This is a genomic window from Paracoccus sp. (in: a-proteobacteria) (assembly GCF_030538695.1).
Taxonomy (GTDB): Bacteria; Pseudomonadota; Alphaproteobacteria; order Rhodobacterales; family Rhodobacteraceae; genus Paracoccus.
Genome location: NZ_JAUNTN010000004.1, coordinates 111,944 through 130,994, shown reverse-complemented (window position 1 = coordinate 130,994; position 19,051 = coordinate 111,944). Strand labels below are relative to the sequence as shown.

Annotated in this window: 20 protein-coding genes; 12 read left to right on the top strand and 8 right to left on the bottom strand. The window is 64.3% G+C overall.

The genetic code is table 11. The annotated features are described in order from the left end of the window. Positions 1-489, bottom strand: a complete 489-nt coding sequence (locus Q4G24_RS03335) for a hypothetical protein (protein ID WP_303365079.1) — start codon at positions 487-489, stop codon at positions 1-3. 160 nt (positions 490-649) lie between these two features. Here Q4G24_RS03335 and Q4G24_RS03330 point away from each other — a divergent pair, with 160 nt between their 5' ends. Beyond that, the gene (locus tag Q4G24_RS03330) at positions 650-1,630 is read left to right on the top strand and encodes a DnaJ C-terminal domain-containing protein (protein WP_303365078.1); all 981 of its coding nucleotides are present in this window, start codon (positions 650-652) and stop codon (positions 1,628-1,630) included. Next, the gene (locus Q4G24_RS03325) at positions 1,630-1,959 is read left to right on the top strand and encodes a hypothetical protein (RefSeq protein WP_303365077.1); all 330 of its coding nucleotides are present in this window, start codon (positions 1,630-1,632) and stop codon (positions 1,957-1,959) included. The genes Q4G24_RS03330 and Q4G24_RS03325 overlap by 1 nt, the downstream gene beginning before the upstream one ends. Before the next feature lie 214 nt (positions 1,960-2,173). Here Q4G24_RS03325 and Q4G24_RS03320 read toward each other — a convergent pair whose 3' ends face one another. Genes Q4G24_RS03320 through ccmI form a run of 3 tightly spaced genes read right to left on the bottom strand, consistent with a single transcriptional unit; the run spans position 2,174 to position 4,049 of the window. After that, positions 2,174-2,359: a DUF1289 domain-containing protein gene (locus Q4G24_RS03320; protein WP_303365076.1), complete on the bottom strand. Its 186-nt coding sequence runs from the start codon at positions 2,357-2,359 to the stop codon at positions 2,174-2,176. Next, positions 2,356-2,823, bottom strand: coding sequence for a Holliday junction resolvase RuvX (gene ruvX / locus Q4G24_RS03315; RefSeq protein WP_303365075.1), 468 nt, complete (start codon positions 2,821-2,823; stop codon positions 2,356-2,358). The genes Q4G24_RS03320 and ruvX overlap by 4 nt, the downstream gene beginning before the upstream one ends. Next, positions 2,820-4,049, bottom strand: a complete 1,230-nt coding sequence (gene ccmI / locus Q4G24_RS03310; RefSeq protein ID WP_303365074.1) for a c-type cytochrome biogenesis protein CcmI — start codon at positions 4,047-4,049, stop codon at positions 2,820-2,822. The genes ruvX and ccmI overlap by 4 nt, the downstream gene beginning before the upstream one ends. A 225-nt stretch (positions 4,050-4,274) precedes the next feature. On the opposite strand from ccmI, the gene Q4G24_RS03305 reads away from it, so the two are divergent. The 9 genes from Q4G24_RS03305 (at position 4,275) to der (ending at position 14,766) form a co-directional block, all read left to right on the top strand. Then, a complete protein-coding gene (locus Q4G24_RS03305; RefSeq protein ID WP_303365073.1) occupies positions 4,275-5,540 on the top strand; it encodes a sarcosine oxidase subunit beta family protein in 1,266 nt (421 codons plus the stop codon). 100 nt (positions 5,541-5,640) lie between these two features. Further along, positions 5,641-5,961 carry a sarcosine oxidase subunit delta gene (locus tag Q4G24_RS03300; RefSeq protein ID WP_303365072.1) on the top strand — a complete coding sequence of 107 codons (321 nt, stop codon included), beginning with the start codon at positions 5,641-5,643 and terminating at the stop codon, positions 5,959-5,961. Beyond that, the gene (locus tag Q4G24_RS03295; RefSeq protein ID WP_303365071.1) at positions 5,958-8,861 is read left to right on the top strand and encodes a sarcosine oxidase subunit alpha family protein; all 2,904 of its coding nucleotides are present in this window, start codon (positions 5,958-5,960) and stop codon (positions 8,859-8,861) included. Before Q4G24_RS03300 ends, Q4G24_RS03295 begins: the two co-directional genes overlap by 4 nt. Continuing rightward, positions 8,854-9,378 carry a sarcosine oxidase subunit gamma gene (locus tag Q4G24_RS03290; protein WP_303365070.1) on the top strand — a complete coding sequence of 175 codons (525 nt, stop codon included), beginning with the start codon at positions 8,854-8,856 and terminating at the stop codon, positions 9,376-9,378. The genes Q4G24_RS03295 and Q4G24_RS03290 overlap by 8 nt, the downstream gene beginning before the upstream one ends. A gap of 221 nt (positions 9,379-9,599) precedes the next feature. Next, a complete protein-coding gene (locus tag Q4G24_RS03285; RefSeq protein ID WP_303365069.1) occupies positions 9,600-10,199 on the top strand; it encodes a superoxide dismutase in 600 nt (199 codons plus the stop codon). 108 nt (positions 10,200-10,307) lie between these two features. Further along, positions 10,308-11,231, top strand: a complete 924-nt coding sequence (rarD, locus tag Q4G24_RS03280) for an EamA family transporter RarD (RefSeq protein ID WP_303365068.1) — start codon at positions 10,308-10,310, stop codon at positions 11,229-11,231. Between the two features lie 10 nt (positions 11,232-11,241). Next, the gene (locus tag Q4G24_RS03275; RefSeq protein ID WP_303365067.1) at positions 11,242-11,919 is read left to right on the top strand and encodes a hypothetical protein; all 678 of its coding nucleotides are present in this window, start codon (positions 11,242-11,244) and stop codon (positions 11,917-11,919) included. 34 nt (positions 11,920-11,953) lie between these two features. Continuing rightward, complete coding sequence (locus tag Q4G24_RS03270) at positions 11,954-13,285, top strand: PQQ-binding-like beta-propeller repeat protein (RefSeq protein WP_303365066.1); 1,332 nt, start codon at positions 11,954-11,956, stop codon at positions 13,283-13,285. Beyond that, positions 13,282-14,766, top strand: a complete 1,485-nt coding sequence (gene der / locus Q4G24_RS03265; RefSeq protein ID WP_303365065.1) for a ribosome biogenesis GTPase Der — start codon at positions 13,282-13,284, stop codon at positions 14,764-14,766. The genes Q4G24_RS03270 and der overlap by 4 nt, the downstream gene beginning before the upstream one ends. A 296-nt stretch (positions 14,767-15,062) precedes the next feature. Here der and Q4G24_RS03260 read toward each other — a convergent pair whose 3' ends face one another. The 4 genes from Q4G24_RS03260 to Q4G24_RS03245 form a co-directional block, all read right to left on the bottom strand. Beyond that, entirely contained in the window at positions 15,063-15,749 is a 687-nt protein-coding gene (locus tag Q4G24_RS03260; RefSeq protein WP_303365064.1) for a hypothetical protein, read from the bottom strand. Between the two features lie 99 nt (positions 15,750-15,848). Continuing rightward, positions 15,849-17,144, bottom strand: coding sequence for a serine--tRNA ligase (serS, locus tag Q4G24_RS03255; RefSeq protein WP_303365063.1), 1,296 nt, complete (start codon positions 17,142-17,144; stop codon positions 15,849-15,851). Between the two features lie 66 nt (positions 17,145-17,210). Further along, positions 17,211-17,522 carry a helix-turn-helix transcriptional regulator gene (locus Q4G24_RS03250; RefSeq protein ID WP_303365062.1) on the bottom strand — a complete coding sequence of 104 codons (312 nt, stop codon included), beginning with the start codon at positions 17,520-17,522 and terminating at the stop codon, positions 17,211-17,213. Further along, on the bottom strand, positions 17,519-17,917 hold the full coding sequence (locus Q4G24_RS03245; protein ID WP_303365061.1) for a SoxS protein: 399 nt from the start codon (positions 17,915-17,917) through the stop codon (positions 17,519-17,521). The genes Q4G24_RS03250 and Q4G24_RS03245 overlap by 4 nt, the downstream gene beginning before the upstream one ends. 119 nt (positions 17,918-18,036) lie before the next feature. Between Q4G24_RS03245 and meaB the strand changes: the two genes are divergently transcribed. Next, positions 18,037-18,999 (top strand): methylmalonyl Co-A mutase-associated GTPase MeaB, encoded by a 963-nt coding sequence (gene meaB / locus Q4G24_RS03240; protein WP_303365060.1) that lies wholly within the window; start codon positions 18,037-18,039, stop codon positions 18,997-18,999. Positions 19,000-19,051 lie beyond the last annotated feature (52 nt).

Sequence of the window (19,051 nt, the reverse complement as noted above, 5' to 3'; positions counted from 1 at the left end):
TTATGTGCAGATCCGGGTTTGTGGGTCCAGCCGGACATATTCGGCGGCGCTGATATAGGTCATATCCAGCTTGGCCTTCCATTCGTTGTTCCAGCGGTCCAGAATGCCGTTACGGTAATATTGCGCCATGATCTGATCGACCATCGGCGGAATCACCTGGGTGCCGGGCAGGCGTGGGGCGTGAAAACCAATCCGGGCGTTCGGCCCAAGGCAGGCATTGGGCAGCGTAATCAGGATCGTGCAGGCGGATGAGCAGGCACCCCGCAGTTGCACCTCGCGCCCGCTTTGCGCCAGTTGGTTGCGGGTGCTGACCATCTGCATGACATTGCCGCCGTGGTTGTTGGTCATCACGATCGGATCGGCCCCCGCCTGCACCGGCGCGACCTGCGGCTGCGCGGTCAGTTGTTCGACCATCGCCTGATTGTCGGGCATGGCGCAGCCCGTCATGGCGAATAGCGCAGTAAGGGCGGGGATCAGCACGGGTTTCATGTCTTGCGGCCTTTCTTCCAATCCGCCGGGATAGGGCATGAACCCGGCACAGAGGTCAACCCACCCGCCATTCACGCCTGCGCGGGCTTTTCTGCTTGTCGCTGAAACCAGCGGGGTTATCACCGGGTTAAGATCACAGGATATGAAAAGGAGCCTGCGCATGGCTGACGCTTTCGCTGCCGATCCCTACGTTGCCCTTGGGATCAGCAAGACCGCCTCGGATGCCGAGATCAAAAAGGCTTATCGCAAGATTGCCAAGGCCGATCACCCCGACCTGAACCCGGACCCTGCGGCGGCCGAGCGGTTCAAGGCCGCATCTGCCGCCTATGACCTGCTGAAAGACCCGGAAACCCGCCGCCGTTTTGATGCTGGGGAAATCGACGCTTCGGGGCAGGAGCGCCCACAGCAGCGGTATTACCGCGATTATGCCGGACAGGCGGACAACCCCTATGCAGGCGGCTTTTCGGGCGGCAGCTTTTCTCAAGAGGATCTGTCCAGTGTCTTTGATGACCTGTTCGGTGCAAGGGCGCAGGCGCGTCAGGGCGCAGGCGGCTTTAAGGGTTTCGAGGGGTTCGGCGGCTTTGGCGGGCGTCAGGGTGGCGGGCCGATGCGCGGCCAGGATCACCGTTATGACCTGTCGGTGGATTTCCTGACCGCAGCCAAGGGCGGCACCGCCCGCATCAATCTGCCCGAGGCGGGTGCGTTGGAGGTCAAAATCCCCGAAGGTGCGCGTGACGGTCAGACGATCCGCCTGCGTGGCAAGGGCGGTGCAGGTATGGGCAACGCCCCGTCGGGCGACGCCTATCTGAAGCTGCATGTGGCCGATCACCCGCATTTCCGGCGTGAAGGTGACGATATTTTCCTGATCCTGCCGATCACCATTGATGAGGCGGTTTTGGGCGGCAAGGTGCCGGTGCCGACGATCTCGGGACCCGTCAGCCTGACGATTCCAAAGGGGGCCTCCAGCGGCCAAAAGCTGCGGCTGCGCGGGCGCGGCGTTGCGGCTAAGGGCGGCAAGGCGGGCGATCAGCATGTCGAACTGCGCATCGTGATGCCGCCGCAGGTCGATGATGAACTGGCTGATTTCATGGAAAGCTGGCGCAAGACTCACAGCTATGATCCGCGCAAGGGGATGGCATGATGAAATATTACAGCGAAGCGGAAACCATCGCCTTTATCGAGGATCTGGACCCGCCCCGGCTTGCTGGTTTTGTCCGGCTGCAAGTGGTGCAGCCGGTGCAATCCGAGGCAGGCCACCAATACCGCGAGGTCGATCTGGCCCGGCTGCGGCTGCTGGTTGGTCTGGTTCAGGATTACGCGCTGCAAGATGATGCGCTGGTTATGGTGATGTCGCTGATCGACCAGTTGAACGACCGCCGCGCCGAGATGGAGGGCCTGCTGCGGGCCTTGGCGCAAGAGGCCCCCGATGTCCGCGCCCGTCTGCGTCTGGCGCTGGCGGATGAGGGGTAAGGCTGCTGGTGACGGGCCGCGTTCAGGTTCGGCGTTTGGGTTTTGGCGCCTTTGGGGCGCTGGTCTTGGGGACCGTTAAAGCAATGGGCCGGGCGTTTTTGTTGGTGGCACCTTTCATTTCGGGCTGTGGCAGGCGCAAGACCCTGCAAAAGATAGATCACATCGGTTGATGTCGTCACATTCGGCCTTGATCGGGGCGGCTTGCGGGGCCGCGTTACCGGCCCTGCGGCACCAGTGGCTTACGCTCGGGCAGGGTTGCCATGATGCTGCGGCGCTGATCCGGGGTCATGCGGCCCCAACCGGCAATTTCGTCCAGACTACGCAGGCAGCCGATGCACAGGCCCGACGCCGGGTCGATCTGGCAGATGCTGATGCAGGGACTTTCGGCACGATTGCTCATGCCAGATAGCGCAGCCGGTCCAGCGCCCCTTGCAGAATATAGCCCGCCGCCACATGGTCGATGACTTCGGCCCGGCGGCGGCGCGAGGTGTCGGCCTCCAGCAACGCGCGTTCGGCGGCGACGGTGGACAGGCGCTCGTCCCAGAAGGTGATCGGCAGCGGGGTCAGCCGTTCCAGATTGCGGGCAAAGGCGCGGGTGGACTGCGCCCGAGGCCCCTCGCTGCCGTCCATATTGCGCGGCAGGCCAAGCACCAGCCCGACCAGTCCGCGCTCCGCCACGATCCGCAACAACGCCTGTGCGTCCAGCGTGAACTTTTCCCGCCGGATCGTGGTCAGCGGCGAGGCCACCTGCCGCAGCCCATCGCTGACCGCCACGCCGATGGTCTTGGTGCCAAGGTCCAGCCCGGCCAGCGCACCGGCATGGGGCAGGGCGGCGGCGAAATCTTCCGCGGCTTCGCAGATCATTCCAGCCCAACCTCGCTGGCGGTTTGGTTAATCACCGTCAGCGCATCGGCATTTTCGGCAAAGGTCTGCCGGGCCTCGGCCAGAATCCCGGCCGCGCGGTCAGCCTGACCCGAGACGGTCAAGGCCCGGATCAGCCGCGCCCATTCTGCGGGCGTGCCGCCTTGCTCGGCCAGCCGCGATTCCAGACCGGAGATCATCCCGGCAATGGCCTGTTGCTGATCCTCGGGCGAGAGATCCTGCATTGCCTGCATCTGCTCGGCACTGGGCTGCGGCATTGCAACAGCTGCTTCGGGGGCGACCGGCGACATATAATTCGGCACCCCAGCCAGCCATGCCATATCGCTGATTTGCGGCGCGATTGCCCGCACCCAAGGCGCATCTGCCGGGCCTTGTTCCAGCAGGTCGCGCCAGATCGGGAAGGCGAGGTCATAGCGTCCGACCTGCGCTTGCAGCATCCCGGCCAGATAGCGGGCGGTGGGCTGGCGCGGGTCTTTGTGCAGCGCGGCGGTAATCTGCGCTTCTGCCTCGGGGGTAATCAGCCCGCCCGCCGCATCGGCCATCAGCGCCGCCAGCCGGGCGTGATCGGTCGCGCTGGCCTGATCGCCACGCAATTCGATCAGGTGTTGATACGCCTGCCGCGCGGCAACCATATTGCCCAGCCGGGCCTCATGTTCGGCCAGCAATTCCAGCCCTTGCGGATCGTCGGGGCGTTCGCTGACGGCGCGGCGCAGTTGCTCAATCAGGGTGACATATTGCGGGTCTGCCTCGACAGCCGGGCGGGCCGGGGCGGTGGCTTCGGCCTCGGCTTGCGCGGGGCGGTCGTCATAGGCGGCCTGCGCCTGCGCCAGCCGCGCGGCCAGCGGCTGATCGGGCAGATCCGGCGCGCCGCTGCGATAATAGAACCACGCTGACCCGGCCAGAGCCAGTGCCAGCAGTCCCGCCAGCCACAGCCCCGCCGGTCCCTGCCGCCGGCCGGTTCCGGCCTTTTTCAGCGCCCGGTCGGCCTCGATCACCTTGCGCCCGATTTCAGCCCGCAGGCGCTCGGCCTCGGCTGGGGCGATGATGCCGCGGGCGGCGTCACGCTCGACCTCGGCAAGCTGGTCACGATAAACGCGCAGATCCCATGCTGCCGAAGGCTCGGCATCGGTCTGATCTGCCCGGCGCAGCGGCAGAATGATCGCAAGCGCCACGATGGCGGCCAAAGCAGCACAGATCAGCCAGAACATAGGTATCCCCCGAAAACAGTCCGGCTCTCCTTAGCCCAGGCAGGCAGGCGGAGGAAACCCCGAGACGCCGGATCGCGGCGCTCTGTCGCGATTTTGAAGGGCAGGGCTGCCGTATTTCCGGGCAGCCGGGAAAACTACCCCGCCGGTGGAAAAACCTGCTTGAACTTTGGGCGGCGGCGCGGTCATCCTGCCGGTGAATACTGACCCCGCAAAGGTGCGCGCCCCATGCCCGTCACGCCAAAGGCCAAACGCTATTCCGTCTTTGCCCTCGCCCGTGAGGCGCTGAACTGGCATAAAGGCTGGGAACGAGCATGGGCCAGCCCCGAACCGCGCAGCCGTTACAAGGTTATCGTGATCGGTGCGGGCGGGCATGGGTTGGCGACGGCTTATTATCTGGGCAAAAATCACGGTATCACCGATGTGGCGGTGCTTGAAAAGGGCTGGCTGGGTGGCGGCAACACCGGGCGCAACACGACCATCATCCGCAGCAATTACCTGCAAGACGCTTCTGCCGCGATCTATGACAAGGCATTGCAGCTTTACGAAGGGCTGTCGCAGGATCTGAACTATAACGTCATGTTCAGCCCGCGCGGGCTGATTATGCTGGCGCAGACCGAACATGAGGTGCGCGGCTATAAGCGCACGGTTCATGCCAACTATCTGCAAGGCGTGGCGACGCAATGGATCAGCCCCGAACGGCTGAAACAACTGGTTCCGATCATCAATATCAAAGGCCCACGCTATCCGGTGCTGGGCGGGCTTTACCAGCCGCGTGGTGGCACGGCACGCCATGATGCAGTGGCTTGGGGCTATGCGCGGGCCTGCTCACAAATGGGGATGCACATTATCCAGAACTGCGAGGTCACGGGCATCGAGACCGCAGGCGGAGAGGTCACGGCGGTGCAGACGACGCGGGGCAGTATCGGCTGCGACAAGCTGGCGATCGTGGTTGCGGGCCATTCCAGCCAGCTTGCGGATATGGCCGGTTTTCGTTTGCCCATCGAATCGGTGGCGCTGCAAGCCCTTGTCAGTGAGCCGGTAAAACCCTGCATCGACGTGGTGGTGATGGCCAACACGGTGCATGGCTATCTGTCACAATCCGACAAGGGCGAGCTGGTGATCGGCGGCGGCACCGACGGGTTCAACAACTTTACCCAACGCGGAAGCTGGCAGCATATCGAGGAAACCACCCGTGCGCTGGTCGAGACCTTCCCGATCATCTCGCGGCTGAAAATGTTGCGCCAATGGGGCGGCATCGTGGATATGACCGGCGACCGCTCGCCCATCCTGTCCACCACGCCGGTTGGCGGCATTTATGTCAACTGCGGCTGGGGGACTGGCGGTTTCAAGGCCATCCCCGGCAGTGGCTGGGCGATGGCGGAACTGGTCGCCAACGGCAGCCCCGGTGCGCTGGCCGCGCCCTTTGGTCTCAACCGTTTCCGTGAAGGCCGCTTTATCGACGAATCGGTGGCGGCCGGGGTGGCGCATTGATGCGGCTCTTTCGCTCCGGCTTTCTTCTTCATGCAAATATCCTCTGGGGGTCCGGGGGGCGAAGCGCCCCCGGTCCTGCCGCCATGCTGAAAGGTGTGACATGCTGATCCTGACCTGTCCCCATTGTGGCGCCCGTGCCGAGGAAACCGAGCTTCACCCCGGTGGCGAGGCGCATCTGAAACGTATCGGCCCGGATGGCGATGACGCAGCATTCGAAAGCTATATGTTCGATCGCAGGAACCCCAAAGGCCCGCATCTGGAACGCTGGCGTCATGCCTATGGCTGCGGCAAATGGTTCATCGCCGCCCGTGATACCACCACGTTGCAGGTGTTCGGCACCTATGCCGCGCAGACTGCCGCGCCGCCCGACCATATCATCGCCGCTATCCGCGAAACCCACCCGGACTGGAGCTGGACATGAGCCACCGCCTGCCCACCGGCGGCCGCCTGATCGACCGCGCTTACCCGACCGCTTTCCGTTTTGACGGCCGCCACCTGCGCGGGCTTAAAGGGGATACCATCGCTTCGGCTTTGCTGGGGGCGGGGGTGCTGTTGCAGGGGCGCAGCTTCAAATACCACCGCCCGCGCGGTCCGATGTCCAGCGGGTCCGAGGAGCCTAACGCGCTGTTCGGTGTGGGCAAGGGGGTGCGCGAGGAACCAAACCAGCGTGCCACCACCACGCCGCTGCGTCCGGGGATGGTGATGCGCAGCCAGAACGCATGGCCTTCGCTTGATGCAGACATCGGGGCGGTGAACAACTGGCTTTATCGGCTGTTCCCGGCGGGATTCTACTATAAGACCTTCATGCGGCCACGCTGGGCGTGGAAGTATCTGTTCGAACCCGTGATCCGGCGCAGCGCGGGCCTTGGCCGCCCGCCGACCGGGCCGGACCCTGACCGCTACGAACAAGCCTATGTGCAGGCCGACCTTGTCGTGGTCGGCGGCGGCATTGCCGGGCTGCGCGCGGCGCTTGAGGAAGCCGCGACAGGCGCAAAGGTTATCGTGCTGGAACAGCGGCCTGACTGGGGTGGACGCACCCCGGTGGATCATCCCGAAGGTCAGGCGCAGATTGACGTCTTGCTGGCGGATCTGCGCAGCCGGCCGAATGTCACCCTGCGCGCCGCGACCATGGCGACCGGGCTTTACGACCATGCGCTGCTCTTGGCGGTGGAACATATTGCGGATCAGGAACCGGGTTCCGGCCTGCCGCGTCAGCGGCTGTGGCGGATTCGTGCCGGGCGCGTGGTGATCGCCACCGGCGCGCTGGAACGCCCATTGGCCTTTGCGGGTAATGATGTGCCGGGGGTGATGCTGGCCTCTGCGGTGCGTGATTATATCGTGGATTATGGTGTGGCGCTTGGGCAGCGCATCCTAGTAGTGACGAATAACGACGACGCCTATCGCACGGCGCTGGCGGCGCTGGATGCGGGTTTGCAGATCCCTGCCATCGTGGATGCCCGCAAACGCCCCGATGGGGCCTTGGTGGAGGCTGCCCGCGCCCGCGGCATCCGTATTCTGACCGGCGCGGCGGTGGCCCATGTCACGGGGGGTAAGGCGGTCGAATCGGTGGCGATTTGCGAGATCAACAGCGATGGGCTGACGCCTTCTGAAACCATCGCTTGCGATGCGGTGGCCATGTCGGGCGGCTGGTCGCCGGTCGTGCATCTTTACAGCCATTGCGGCGGCAAGCTGGTCTGGGATGAAGCGCAAGCCCTGTTTCGCCCCGATCCGGCACATCCGCCGCGTGGGGCGGATGGTCAGCCCATGGCGCAGGTCGTCGGGGCGGCGAATGGCGATCTTGGAGCGGGCCTCGGCCAGACGGAATCGCCGTTGCTGCCGGTCTGGATCATGCCGCTCTATGCTGACCGCAAGCTGCGGTTCAAAGCCTTTCTGGATTTCCAGAATGATGTGAAGGTCTCGGACATCGAAGTGGCCGCGCAAGAAGGTTATCAGTCGGTTGAGCATGCCAAGCGTTACACCACGCTGGGCATGGCAACCGATCAGGGTAAGGTCAGCAATATCAACGGCCTGGCGATCCTGTCCGGGGCGCTGGGCCAGCCGATCCCACGAACCGGCACCACGACCTTCCGCCCGCCCTATACGCCCCTGACCTTTGGCACCATCGCGGCCGAGGCGCGGGGTGAGGCGTTCCAGCCGCTGCGCAAGACGCCGATGCATGATTGTCATAGCGCCGTTTGGGAACCTGTCGGCCTCTGGCACCGCGCCTATGCCTATCCCAAACCGGGCGAGACCCGCGAACAGGCCGTTCACCGCGAGGTGCTGGCGGTGCGGCACAGGGTTGGGCTGCTGGATGCCTCGACGCTCGGCAAGATTATCGTCAAAGGCCCGGATGCAGGCCGATTCATGGACATGCTTTATACGAACCTGATGTCCAGCCTTGCCCCCGGCAAATGTCGCTATGGGCTGATGTGTTCAGAAAACGGTTTTCTGATGGATGATGGCGTTGTCGTGCGCTTGGATGAGGAAACCTTCCTTGTTCACACTACGACCGGCGGTGCCGACCGCATCCATGCTCATATGGAGGACTGGCTGCAAACCGAATGGTGGGACTGGCAGGTTTATACCGCCAATGTCACCGAAGCATGGGCGCAGATCGCCGTGGTCGGTCCGCAGGCCCGCAACCTGCTGGAACGTCTGGGCGGCATGGATCTGTCCGCCGAGGGGCTGCCGTTTATGACCATGGCGACGGGCGAACTCGGGGGCTTCCCAGTGCGGGTTTACCGCATCAGCTTCTCGGGCGAATTGTCGTTTGAACTGGCAACCCCGGCGCGGCACGGGCTGGCACTGTGGAAGGCGCTGATGCAGGCGGGGGCGGAACTTGGCGTCACCCCTTATGGCACCGAAGCCATGCATATTCTGCGGGCCGAAAAGGGCTTCATTATGATTGGCGATGAAACCGACGGCACGGTGATTCCGCAGGATTTGGGGCTGAACTGGGCGATTTCCAAGAAAAAGCCGGATTATATCGGTAAACGGGCGCAGATGCGCAGCCATATGACTGACCCGGACCGCTGGAAACTGGTTGGGCTGGAAAGCCTTGATGGGCGGGTGATCCCGGATGGCGCCTATGCCGTGGGCCGGGGTGAAAACGCTACTGGCCAGCGGGTGACGCAGGGGCGCGTGACCTCGACCTACTACTCACCGACGCTGGAAAAGCCCATCGCCATGGGGCTGGTGCTGCATGGTCCTGAGCGGATGGGTGAGGTGCTGGATTTCGTCCTGCCCGACCAGCCGCCCATCCGCGCCCGCATCACCGATCCGGTGTTCTATGACAAGGAAGGTATCCGTTCGAATGGCTGAGCCACTTGCCAAAATCACCCCTGTGACCGACCTCGGCATGGTTCTGATCCGCGCCGATCTGGCCAGCAGCGGCGACGCGCTGGTCGAGGCCGTGGGCTTGCCGGTTCCCGATGTGCTGCGTTTCACCTCTGATGGCACACGAGATCTGTTCTGGTTCTCGCCTGATGAGCTGCTACTGACCCTGCCGCTGGATCAGCTGGATCAGGCGGTTCAGGATGCGGAACAGGCGCTGATGGGGGCGCATGGTCTGGTGCTGGATGTCAGCGATATGCGCTGCGTTTATGACGTGATCGGGCCATATGCCGATGACGTGCTGATGAAGCTGACCCCCGCCGATGTCGCGGCAATGGGGGCGGATCACATCCGGCGGTCTCGTCTGGCGCAGGTGGCGGCGGGGTTCTGGCGCATCAATGGCGGCTGGCGGGTGATCGCCTTTCGATCCGTTGCCGATTATGTGGCCACCATCCTGAAAAATGCCGCCACCCCCGGCACGCAACTGGCCCCGCGCTTATCCTGATTGCGGCTGTCGCATGGATATTTAAGTGAAGAAGAAAGTGGCTTCTTCTTCATCCAAATATCCCGGGGGAATCGCCGGAGGCGATGGGGGCAGCGCCCCCTTTTCGGCGGAACCCTTACGGCAGCCGTGCGTTTTGTCTGCAATCCCTGCGGGCGGGGCTTTCCCTTTGCCGTGACCCGTGTCAAAACGCCGCAAGCGAACGCTTTGGAAAGGAACCGAAAATGGCCTTCACGCTTCCCGATCTTCCCTATGCCCATGATGCTCTTGCCGATTTGGGCATGTCGAAAGAGACGCTGGAATATCACCATGACAAGCACCATCTGGCCTATGTCGATAATGGCAACAAGCTGATTGCCGGGACCGAATGGGAAGGCAAATCGCTTGAGGAGATCGTCAAAGGCACCTATCAGCCCGGCGCGGTGGCGCAGAACGGTATCTTCAATAACGCCAGCCAGCACTGGAACCACGCCCAGTTCTGGGAGATGATGGGGCCGGGCAAGAAAGCCATTCCGGGTGAGCTGGAAAAGGCGCTGGTCGAATCCTTTGGTTCGGTTGACAAGTTCAAGGACGAGTTTGCCGCCGCCGGTGCGGGGCAGTTCGGCTCGGGTTGGGCCTGGCTGGTCAAGGACAAGGACGGCAGCCTGAAAGTCACCAAAACCGAAAACGGCGTGAACCCGCTGTGCTTCGATCAGGTGGCGCTGTTGGGCTGCGATGTGTGGGAACATTCCTATTACATCGACTTCCGCAATGCGCGGCCGAAATACCTGTCGAACTTCCTCGACAATCTGGTGAACTGGGAAAACGTCGCTTCGCGCCTGTAATCCCGACAGAATGATCCAAGGCCCGCCGGTTTCTGGCGGGCCTTTTTCATGCGGTCTTGTCAGCAGCCTGTGGATAGCTCAAGGTCGGCGGATCAGCCGGGGGCGGGAATGGATCAGCGCGGACAGGGCATTTTGGCGATGCTGGCGGTATGCCTGATCTGGGGCATTTCCGGCCTGTATTACAAACCTCTGGCTCCGTTCGGCGCAGGCACTGTGCTGGCGCATCGCACCTTTTGGTCTTTTGTCCTGTTCGGCGGTATTCTGGCCGTGCAGGGGCGATTGCCCGCGCTTTGGGCGATTCTGACCGGGCCGCAGCTTGGCCGGGTGGCGCTGGCGGCGGTGATGATCTCGATTAACTGGCTGGGGTTTATTTGGGCGGTGCAGAACGGCCACGCGGTCGAGGCGTCGCTGGGTTATTTCATCTTTCCGCTGGCTTCGGTTCTGGCCGGGGTGGTGTTTTTCAACGAAAGGTTAAGCCCCGCGAAGTGGCTGGCGGTGGCGCTGGCCGGGGTGGCGGTGCTGGTGCTGATTTATGGGCTGTCGATCGGGCCGTGGATCAGCCTGCTGCTGGCGTTCAGCTTTTGCGCCTATGGGGTGATCAAGAAGGGGCTGGACCTTGGCCCGATGATCTCGGTTGCGGCAGAGGTCGCGCTGCTGACGCCGCTGGCGCTGTTGTGGCTGCTGGCGGTGGCGGCGGGCTGGATCGGTGCGGCGGATGCGCCGGGGATTTTCGCTTCGGGCGGGCTGGCGGTGATGCTGGTGCTGTCAGGGGCGATGACGGCGGTGCCGCTGATGCTGTTCGCCTTTGCCGCGCGGCGGGTTGATCTGGCGACCATCGGCCTGCTGCAATATCTGAACCCGACGCTGCAATTTCTGGTCGCGGTGCTGGTCATGGGCGAGGCCGTCACGCGTTGGCACCTGATTGCCTTTGCGCTGATCTGGACGGCGCTGGCAATTTACACCCGCGCAAGCTGGCAGGCACGGCGGCTTGTTCCAGACGCAACCTTGCGTATAAGAGAGCAAACGAAATGACGGAACCAGCATGACCAACCAGAACGACAGCTTCATCGACGAAGTGACCGAAGACCTGCGCCGCGACCGCTTGTTCAAGGCGTTCCGCCGTTATGGCTGGATCGGGGGGCTGGTGATTCTGGCGATTGTCGGCGGGGCGGCATGGCGGGAATATACCGTGGCCCGTGCGACCAAGGCGGCGCAAGGTTGGGGCGATGCGGTGCTGGCGGCGGAACGTGGCGCGGACCCTGCGGCGGGTTTTGCGGCGCTGGATGCGCAAGGCTCGGCCGGGCGGGCGGCGCTTGGCAATCTGCTGACCGCCGGGGCGCAGCTCGACGCGGATGCGCAGGCGCAAGCGGTGGCGGCGCTGGATCAGGCCGCGCAGGCGGCCGGGGGTGATGCCGTGCTGGCCGATCTGGCGCGGCTGAAATCGGTGATCGTGCAAGGCTCGGCCATGGATCTGGCGCAGCGTGATGCCATTCTGACCGATCTTTCGCGCCCTGGCGCGCCGTTCGAGCTGTTGGCGCTGGAACAAAAGGCCGTTGCGCTGATCGGCGCGGGTCGTGACGATGACGCGGCGGTGCTGATCCGCCAGATACAGGCGCGGGACGGGCTGACGCAGAACTTGCGGGTGCGGCTGGCGCAGATGATGCTGACCTTGGGCGAAAGCGCCGAGGCGGATGGGGCGGAACCGGCGGCGGCGCAGTAAGCCTCTGACAACCGGCAGGGAAAAGGAAAACGGCATGAGCAGCAAACGGCATCTGATGGGGGCAGCAGCCTTGGCCGTTCTGGCATTGGCGGCTTGCGGCAATCGTGATGTGATCCTGCCGGGAGAGCGTCTGGACCCGCGCGCCGTGACCTCGCCCGATGGGCCTGCGATTGTGGGCGAGGCCGCGCCGACCACGGTGGCGCTGAACCTGCCGGGGGTGCGGGCCGGTGCCGACTGGCCGCAGCGCGGCAGCAACGCGACCCATGCCGGGGGCAATAATGCCCTGGCGGGCGGCGGCGCCTCGCGGATCTGGTCGGCCCCGATTGGCGCGGGCGATGACCGCCGCCATCGCATTGTGGCTGATCCGGTGGTCGCGGGCGGCCTGATCTATACGCTGGACAGCCGTTCGGGCGTGGCGGCGACGGCGACCAATGGCGGCCGGGTCTGGTTCACCGATGTGCGCCCTGCGGGCGAGCGTGGCGACAGTGTGTCGGGCGGCGGTGTCGCCTATGATTCGGGCCGGGTTTTTGTGACGACCGGCTGGGGTGAGCTGGTTGCACTGGATGCGCGTTCGGGTGGCGTGTTGTGGCGTCAGCGGGTCGGGGCGCCGATTGGCGGGGCACCAACGGTGGCCAATGGCGTGGTCTATGTCACCGGGCGCAACGATACCGGCTGGGCCGTCCGGGCCGAGGATGGCCGGATGCTGTGGACCGTCACCGGCAATGGCGCGGCTTCGGGGGTGATGGGCGTGTCTGCACCTGCGGTTTCGGGCGGGCAGGTGGTGTTCCCCTTCCGCTCGGGTCAATTGCTGGCGGCGGATGTTGCCAGCGGGGCGCAGAACTGGTCGGCGCAGGTCGCCGGGGTGCGGCGGGGCCGCTCGGTCGCCTATATGCGCGACCTGACGGGCGATCCGGTGATCGTTGGGAATGTGGTCTATGCAGGCACCTCCTCGGGGCGGATCGACGCGTTCGACCTGACCAGCGGGGCGCAGCTTTGGTCGTCGCGCGATGGTGCGGCCAGCCCGGTGCTGCCGGTGGGCAATGCGGTGTTTGCGGTGAACGATCAGGCTCAGCTTGTGCGGCTGGACGCCCGCAATGGTGCCCGTGTCTGGGCGGTTGATCTGCCCTATTACACCGATGAAAAGGTCAAGAAACAGGACAGCATCACCGCCAGCCTTGGCCCGGTGATGGCGAACGGACGGTTGTTCGTAGGGTCCAGCGACGGGGTGTTGCGGGTGTTTGACCCGGCTTCGGGCGCGTTGATCGGGCAGGGGGCGATCCCCGGTGGCGCGGCCTCGGCGCCGGTCGTGGCGGGCGGCACCCTTTACATTGTCGGCCGTGACGGCCAGTTGCACGCATTCAGATGAGCTTTACCCTTGCCATTGTCGGACGGCCCAATGTCGGCAAGTCCACCCTGTTCAACCGTCTGGTCGGCAAGCGGCTGGCGCTGGTCGATGACCAGCCCGGCGTGACCCGTGACCTGCGCGAAGGCGATGCTCGCCTTGGTGATCTGCGCTTTGTGGTGATTGACAGCGCCGGTCTGGAACTGGCCGAGGATGACAGCCTGCAAGGCCGGATGCGCCGCTTGACCGAACGCGCGGTTGATGAGGCCGACATTTGTCTGTTCGTCACAGACGCCCGTGCGGGTATCACTGCGGCGGATGAATATTTCGCGGATATTCTGCGCAAACGCGCCCGCCATGTCATTTTGGCCGCCAACAAGGCCGAGGGCCGCGCTGGAGAGGAAGGCGCGATCGAGGCTTATGGCCTTGGCCTTGGCGAGCCGCTGCGGATCAGCGCCGAACATGGCGAGGGGATGGATGATCTTTACCGGGCGCTGATCCCCCTGGCCGAGCAGGTCGAGGCCGAGCGTCCCGCGCCGATCATGCCGGAAACCGATGTGGACCTGTCCGAAACGGACGCCGAATCCGGGGAAGGGGCCGAAGATTGGCGCCCCTCGGCGCGGCGTCCGCTGCAACTGGCGGTGATCGGGCGGCCTAATGCGGGTAAATCCACGCTGATTAACAAGATCATCGGTGAGGACCGCCTGCTGACCGGACCCGAGGCCGGGATCACCCGTGACAGTATCAGCGTGACGACTGATTTCATGGGAACGCCCATGCGGATTTTCGACACCGCCGGGATGCGCAAACGCGCCAAGGTGACGGATAAGGTCGAAAAGCTGTCGGTGGCTGACGGGCTGCGTGCGGTGCGCTTTGCCGAGGTGGTCGTGGTCTTGCTGGATGTGGCCATCCCCTTTGAGCAGCAGGATCTGCGCATCGCGGATTTCGCGGAAACCGAGGGCCGTGCCGTGGTCGTCGCCGCGAATAAATGGGATCTTGAGGACGACAAGCCGCATAAGCTGAACGAATTGCGGGCCGCGTTTGAACGCCTGCTGCCGCAGTTGAAAGGTGCGCCTTTGGTGACGGTCTCGGCCCGGACGGGCAAGGGGCTGGACCGGCTGCATAACGCCATCCTGAAGGCGCATGAGGTCTGGAACCGCCGCGTGTCCACGGGAAAGCTGAACCAATGGCTGCAAGTGATGACCGAGGCCCACCCGCCGCCTGCGCCGGGCGGCCGTCGGATCAGGCTGCGCTACATGACGCAGATCAAGACCCGCCCGCCTGCGTTTATCGTCAAGGCGACCCATACCGATAAGCTGCCGGACGCCTATCAGCGTTACCTTATCAATGGGTTGCGGACGGATTTTGATATGCCCGGCACGCCGATCCGGCTGACCTTCCGCGATCAGGGGACCAAGAACCCGTATCGCTATAAGGCCACCAAGATCAGCCAGTCGGGGGCGCTGTCCAAGCACAAGAACCGGCAAAAGCCCAAGGAGTCCTAAGGCGTGTTTGGGGGCGGGCCGTGGTATCATGGCCCGCATCCAGAGGCGTGAGGACGCAAATAAGGCGCAATTCAGACGGGGCGAAATCGCTTCTGGCGGTCTGTTCGTCAAGGGTGGCGACTTTGGGGACGTGTTCGAGCTTGCTGAAATAAGGCTCAATGGGTTGCGCAGGGGAGCGGGATCAGGATCGACCCGCTGCCCCGGTGCTTGTTCGTTAAACGCGACGCGACCAGCCTCATTCGCAAGCCGTCAGGTCAAAGCCTGCCATGACACCATATCGTTTATGAGGTCACGGCCTAGGTTGCCTCCAGCACCAGCACCAATGCCAGTGCGGCGATGCCGCCGATGGCCAGCGTAGCAAGGATTGGGCTTTGCCCCAGTGCCGCGCCGCTTATACCGATCAGCCCGATGATAACCGACAGCGGAAAGGTGATGCCGCTGCCATGCTTGATCTGCACCAGCACCGCGACCACCACCACAAGCGCCAGCATGAGCGCCTCGACAGGGGCGGGGGGCAGCCCGGTCAGCCCGGTGATGGTGACGCCCGCCAGCATCAGCCCGGTCAGGATGGCCCAGCCGGTAAAGAATCCAAGACTGATACTGCGTGTCGTGCGCGGGCTATAGAGGAACGAGGCCAGCGCCAGCACCGCCATAATCACCGCCAGCAGCCCCGCCAGAGGCACGGAAAGCTGCGTCATCCAAGGCCAGAGCGCCCCGCAGATCAGCGCCGCCGAAAACAGATGTCGCACACCGCGTTCATGTGGGGCCGCGGCGCGTTCCGGGTCGGTGGGGGTGACGAGATGCAGAACCATTGTCAGCCAGACGATCACCAACAGCACCCATAGCGCCCCGCTTTGCGGACGAAGCGCCAGATCAGCGGCGTGAAACAACGGCTCAGCGCGGGTCAGCAGCAGGTTCATCGGCTCGGGGCGGGCAGGCACCAGCAGCGCAAACAAAACCGTGCTGGCGATGAACACCAGCATGGCGATTTTGGTTATTTGACTGCTCGTTGGCCTCATGGCAGGGAAACGCCGCTTGCCCTGCTTGGGTTTCGTGGTGTTTCGCCTGTTTGTAAATAAATGTTAGCTGGTCAGCGTGCCATCAGCCGCCAGCCGGGTCTTGCCGCCAAGATAGGGGTGCAGAACCTTGGGCAGCGTGACAGAACCATCTTCTTGCTGGCCATTTTCCAGAACCGCGATCAGCGTGCGCCCGACCGCAAGGCCGGAACCGTTCAGCGTGTGGACATATTCCGGCTTTCCGCCGCCTTCGGGGCGAAAGCGGGCGTTCATGCGGCGGGCCTGAAAGTCGCCGCAATAGCTGACGCTGGAGATTTCGCGGTAGGTGTTCTGACCGGGCAGCCAGACCTCAAGATCATGGGTGATGCGGGCACCGAAGCCCATGTCGCCGGTGCAAAGCAGCATGGTGCGATAGGGCAGGCCAAGCCCTTCCAGAACTGCCTGTGCGCAGCCGGTCATGCGGGCGTGTTCGGCCAGGCCTTCGTCGGGGGTGGTGATGCTGACCATCTCGACCTTCTCGAACTGGTGCTGACGCAGCATCCCCTTGGTGTCGCGGCCCGCCGAACCGGCCTCGGAGCGGAAGCACTGGCTGTCGGCCACCAGCCGGCGGGGCAGCTCGGAAGCGTCCAGAATCTCGCCGTTGACGGTGTTGGTTAGGGTAACTTCCGCCGTGGGGATCAGCCACCAGCCTTCGCGGGTCTGATAGCTGTCCTCGCCGAACTTGGGCAACTGGCCAGTGCCGAACATCATCTCGTCCAGCACCAGAACCGGGGTCCAACATTCGGTCAGCCCGTGCTGATCGACGTGCAGATCAATCATATATTGCGCCAAAGCCCGGTGAATCCGCGCCACGCCGCCTTTCAGATAGACGAAACGGCTGCCCGACAGTTTGGCGGCGGTTTCAAAGTCCATGCCGGGTTTGACGCCCGCAATGTCGAAATGTTCCAGCGGCGTGAAGCTGAAATTGCGCGGGCTGCCCCAGCGGTGGATTTCCTGATTGTCGTTCTCATCCGCGCCTTCGGGCACCGTATCCAGCGGCAGGTTGGGAATGGTCGCCAGCAGATCGGCAAGCTGGCGGTCCAGATCGGCGGCTTCGGATTGCATGGCGGCGACCTGTGCCTTGGTTTCCGCGACCAGCGCGCGCAGGCGCTCGAACTCGGCCTCATTACCACGGGCCTTGGCGGCACCGACCTCTTTGCTGGCGCGGTTCTGTTCGGCCTGCGCGGTTTCGGCGGCCAGAATCCGGGCGCGGCGGGTTTCGTCCAGCGACAGGATTTCGGCCGTCACCGGGGCCGCACCGCGCCGGGTCAGGGCGGCGTCGAAAGCGGCGGGGTTCTCGCGGATGGCGCGGATGTCATGCATGGCTGTCGTCCCGAAAGCGTGATTTGGGCCGGGTATAGGGCATGGCGTCGGCGCGGGAAAGCCTGCTTAGGGGGTGCAGAACATCTCGGCCAGCAGACCCACGATGCGGGCGGCATTGGGATCAGCGATGGAATAGAGCCGCGCCTTGCCCTCGGCCCGGCAAGTGACCAGCCCTTCATCGCGCAGCCGGGCAAGCTGCTGGCTGACGGCGGCCTGACGCTGGCCCAAAAGCTGCTCCAGTTCCGACACGCTGCGCTCTCCCCCGGAAAGATGGCACAGGATCATCAGCCGCCCTTCATGCGCCAGCGCCTTGAGGAATGTGGCGGCCTCGGCCGCGCGGGCGGCCATTTCGGCGGGATCGGTGATGGTTTCTGTCATCGGGTAATTCCAGCGGTTTGCAGCAGAGCGTCCAGTTCCGGCATGAAATGCGCGGCACCGGGATAGCCTTCGATCCGGGCCAGTTCGACCTTATCGCGCAGCAGAATAAAGGTCGGCGTCATAAACGGCCGCCGGTCCAGCACCACGCCATCGGGCCATGCGCCGCGAATGTCGATCACCGACAGCGGCGCGGCGCGGCCCTGCGTGGTCTGGTGATAGGTTGCGCCGATTTCGGCACGCCAGCGGCGGCACCATGCGCAGCCGGGGGAATCGACCAGCACCAGTGCGGCGCCCTTGTCCGGAATTGGACGTGCGGTGACCGGCACCGGCGCGGCGGCGGCGGGGCGGACCAGCATCACGGCAGGCAAAAGGGCAAGAAAGGCGCGTCGTTTCATGGGGCTGACCGTGGTTTGTCGGTGCCGCATCATACCCGGCAGCCCGCCTGCGGCACAAGTGCGCTTGCTTGCCGCAGGCACAGCGCCTATCCCTTTGAGACCAGATCGGAGAGGCCCCCATGAATGACCTAGCCGCCCGCCTGATCGCAGGCGACCGCCGCGCACTGGCCCGTGCGATTACACTGGTAGAAAGTTCCCGCGCCGATCACCGCCAGCAGGCGTTGGATCTGATCGCGGCACTGCCGGACCGCCGGGCGCTGCGCATTGGCATGTCGGGGACGCCGGGGGTGGGGAAATCGACCTTTATCGAAGCCTTCGGACAAGTGCTGACCGGGCAGGGGCTGCGGGTGGCGGTGCTGGCGGTTGATCCAAGTTCGGCGCGCTCGGGTGGTTCGATCCTTGGCGACAAGACCCGGATGGAGCGCCTGTCGCGCGACCCCAACGCTTTTATCCGGCCTTCGCCCTCGCAGGCGCAGCTTGGTGGCGTGGCGCGGCGCACACGCGAAACCATCCGCCTGTGCGAAGCGGCGGGGTTCGATGTGGTGCTGATTGAAACCGTCGGCGTGGGCCAGTCGGAAACGCTGGTGGCGGATATGTCTGACCTTTTCGTGCTGCTGCTGGCTCCGGCGGGGGGAGATGAGTTGCAAGGGGTCAAGCGCGGCATCATGGAGATTTCCGACCTGATTCTGGTCAATAAGGCCGATGGCGATTTGCTGTCCACGGCGCGGCGCACGGTGGCCGATTACGCCGGGGCGCTGCGGCTGCTGCGCCGCCGTCCGGGCGATCCCGAGGGGTTCCCCAAGGCGCTGCCGGTTTCGGCGGTGACGGGTGACGGGCTGGTGCAGGCATGGGACGAGATGCAGGCGCTGATGACATGGCGGCGCGACAACGGCTGGTTCGACCGCCGCCGTGCGGAACAGGCGCGGCACTGGTTCGAAACAGAGCTGCGCGAGGGGCTTCTGGCCCGGCTGAACACGCCTGAAGCCCGCGCCCGGATGGCGGCGCTTGGCGATCAGGTCGCGGCGGGCCGGGTGTCGGCGGTTCTGGCGGCGGCGCAGATGTTGGATGAATTATCGGATTAAACGCCCGATCCGGCGGCGCGTCGCCGATTCCCTTCAGGCAGGATGGTGGAGA

Bases quoted from the DNA above. Each gene is read 5' to 3' on its own strand.
- Q4G24_RS03295 (WP_303365071.1), top strand. From the start codon at position 5,958: ATGAGCCACCGCCTGCCCACCGGCGGCCGCCTGATCGACCGCGCTTAC.
- rarD (WP_303365068.1), top strand. From the start codon at position 10,308: ATGGATCAGCGCGGACAGGGCATTTTGGCGATGCTGGCGGTATGCCTG.
- Q4G24_RS03335 (WP_303365079.1), bottom strand. From the start codon at position 489: ATGAAACCCGTGCTGATCCCCGCCCTTACTGCGCTATTCGCCATGACG.
- Q4G24_RS03305 (WP_303365073.1), top strand. From the start codon at position 4,275: ATGCCCGTCACGCCAAAGGCCAAACGCTATTCCGTCTTTGCCCTCGCC.
- Q4G24_RS03290 (WP_303365070.1), top strand. From the start codon at position 8,854: ATGGCTGAGCCACTTGCCAAAATCACCCCTGTGACCGACCTCGGCATG.
- Q4G24_RS03275 (WP_303365067.1), top strand. From the start codon at position 11,242: ATGACCAACCAGAACGACAGCTTCATCGACGAAGTGACCGAAGACCTG.
- Q4G24_RS03250 (WP_303365062.1), bottom strand. From the start codon at position 17,522: ATGACAGAAACCATCACCGATCCCGCCGAAATGGCCGCCCGCGCGGCC.
- ruvX (WP_303365075.1), bottom strand. From the start codon at position 2,823: ATGATCTGCGAAGCCGCGGAAGATTTCGCCGCCGCCCTGCCCCATGCC.
- Q4G24_RS03330 (WP_303365078.1), top strand. From the start codon at position 650: ATGGCTGACGCTTTCGCTGCCGATCCCTACGTTGCCCTTGGGATCAGC.
- Q4G24_RS03325 (WP_303365077.1), top strand. From the start codon at position 1,630: ATGAAATATTACAGCGAAGCGGAAACCATCGCCTTTATCGAGGATCTG.
- ccmI (WP_303365074.1), bottom strand. From the start codon at position 4,049: ATGTTCTGGCTGATCTGTGCTGCTTTGGCCGCCATCGTGGCGCTTGCG.
- Q4G24_RS03270 (WP_303365066.1), top strand. From the start codon at position 11,954: ATGAGCAGCAAACGGCATCTGATGGGGGCAGCAGCCTTGGCCGTTCTG.
- meaB (WP_303365060.1), top strand. From the start codon at position 18,037: ATGAATGACCTAGCCGCCCGCCTGATCGCAGGCGACCGCCGCGCACTG.
- Q4G24_RS03245 (WP_303365061.1), bottom strand. From the start codon at position 17,917: ATGAAACGACGCGCCTTTCTTGCCCTTTTGCCTGCCGTGATGCTGGTC.
- Q4G24_RS03300 (WP_303365072.1), top strand. From the start codon at position 5,641: ATGCTGATCCTGACCTGTCCCCATTGTGGCGCCCGTGCCGAGGAAACC.
- der (WP_303365065.1), top strand. From the start codon at position 13,282: ATGAGCTTTACCCTTGCCATTGTCGGACGGCCCAATGTCGGCAAGTCC.
- Q4G24_RS03320 (WP_303365076.1), bottom strand. From the start codon at position 2,359: ATGAGCAATCGTGCCGAAAGTCCCTGCATCAGCATCTGCCAGATCGAC.
- serS (WP_303365063.1), bottom strand. From the start codon at position 17,144: ATGCATGACATCCGCGCCATCCGCGAGAACCCCGCCGCTTTCGACGCC.
- Q4G24_RS03285 (WP_303365069.1), top strand. From the start codon at position 9,600: ATGGCCTTCACGCTTCCCGATCTTCCCTATGCCCATGATGCTCTTGCC.
- Q4G24_RS03260 (WP_303365064.1), bottom strand. From the start codon at position 15,749: ATGCTGGTGTTCATCGCCAGCACGGTTTTGTTTGCGCTGCTGGTGCCT.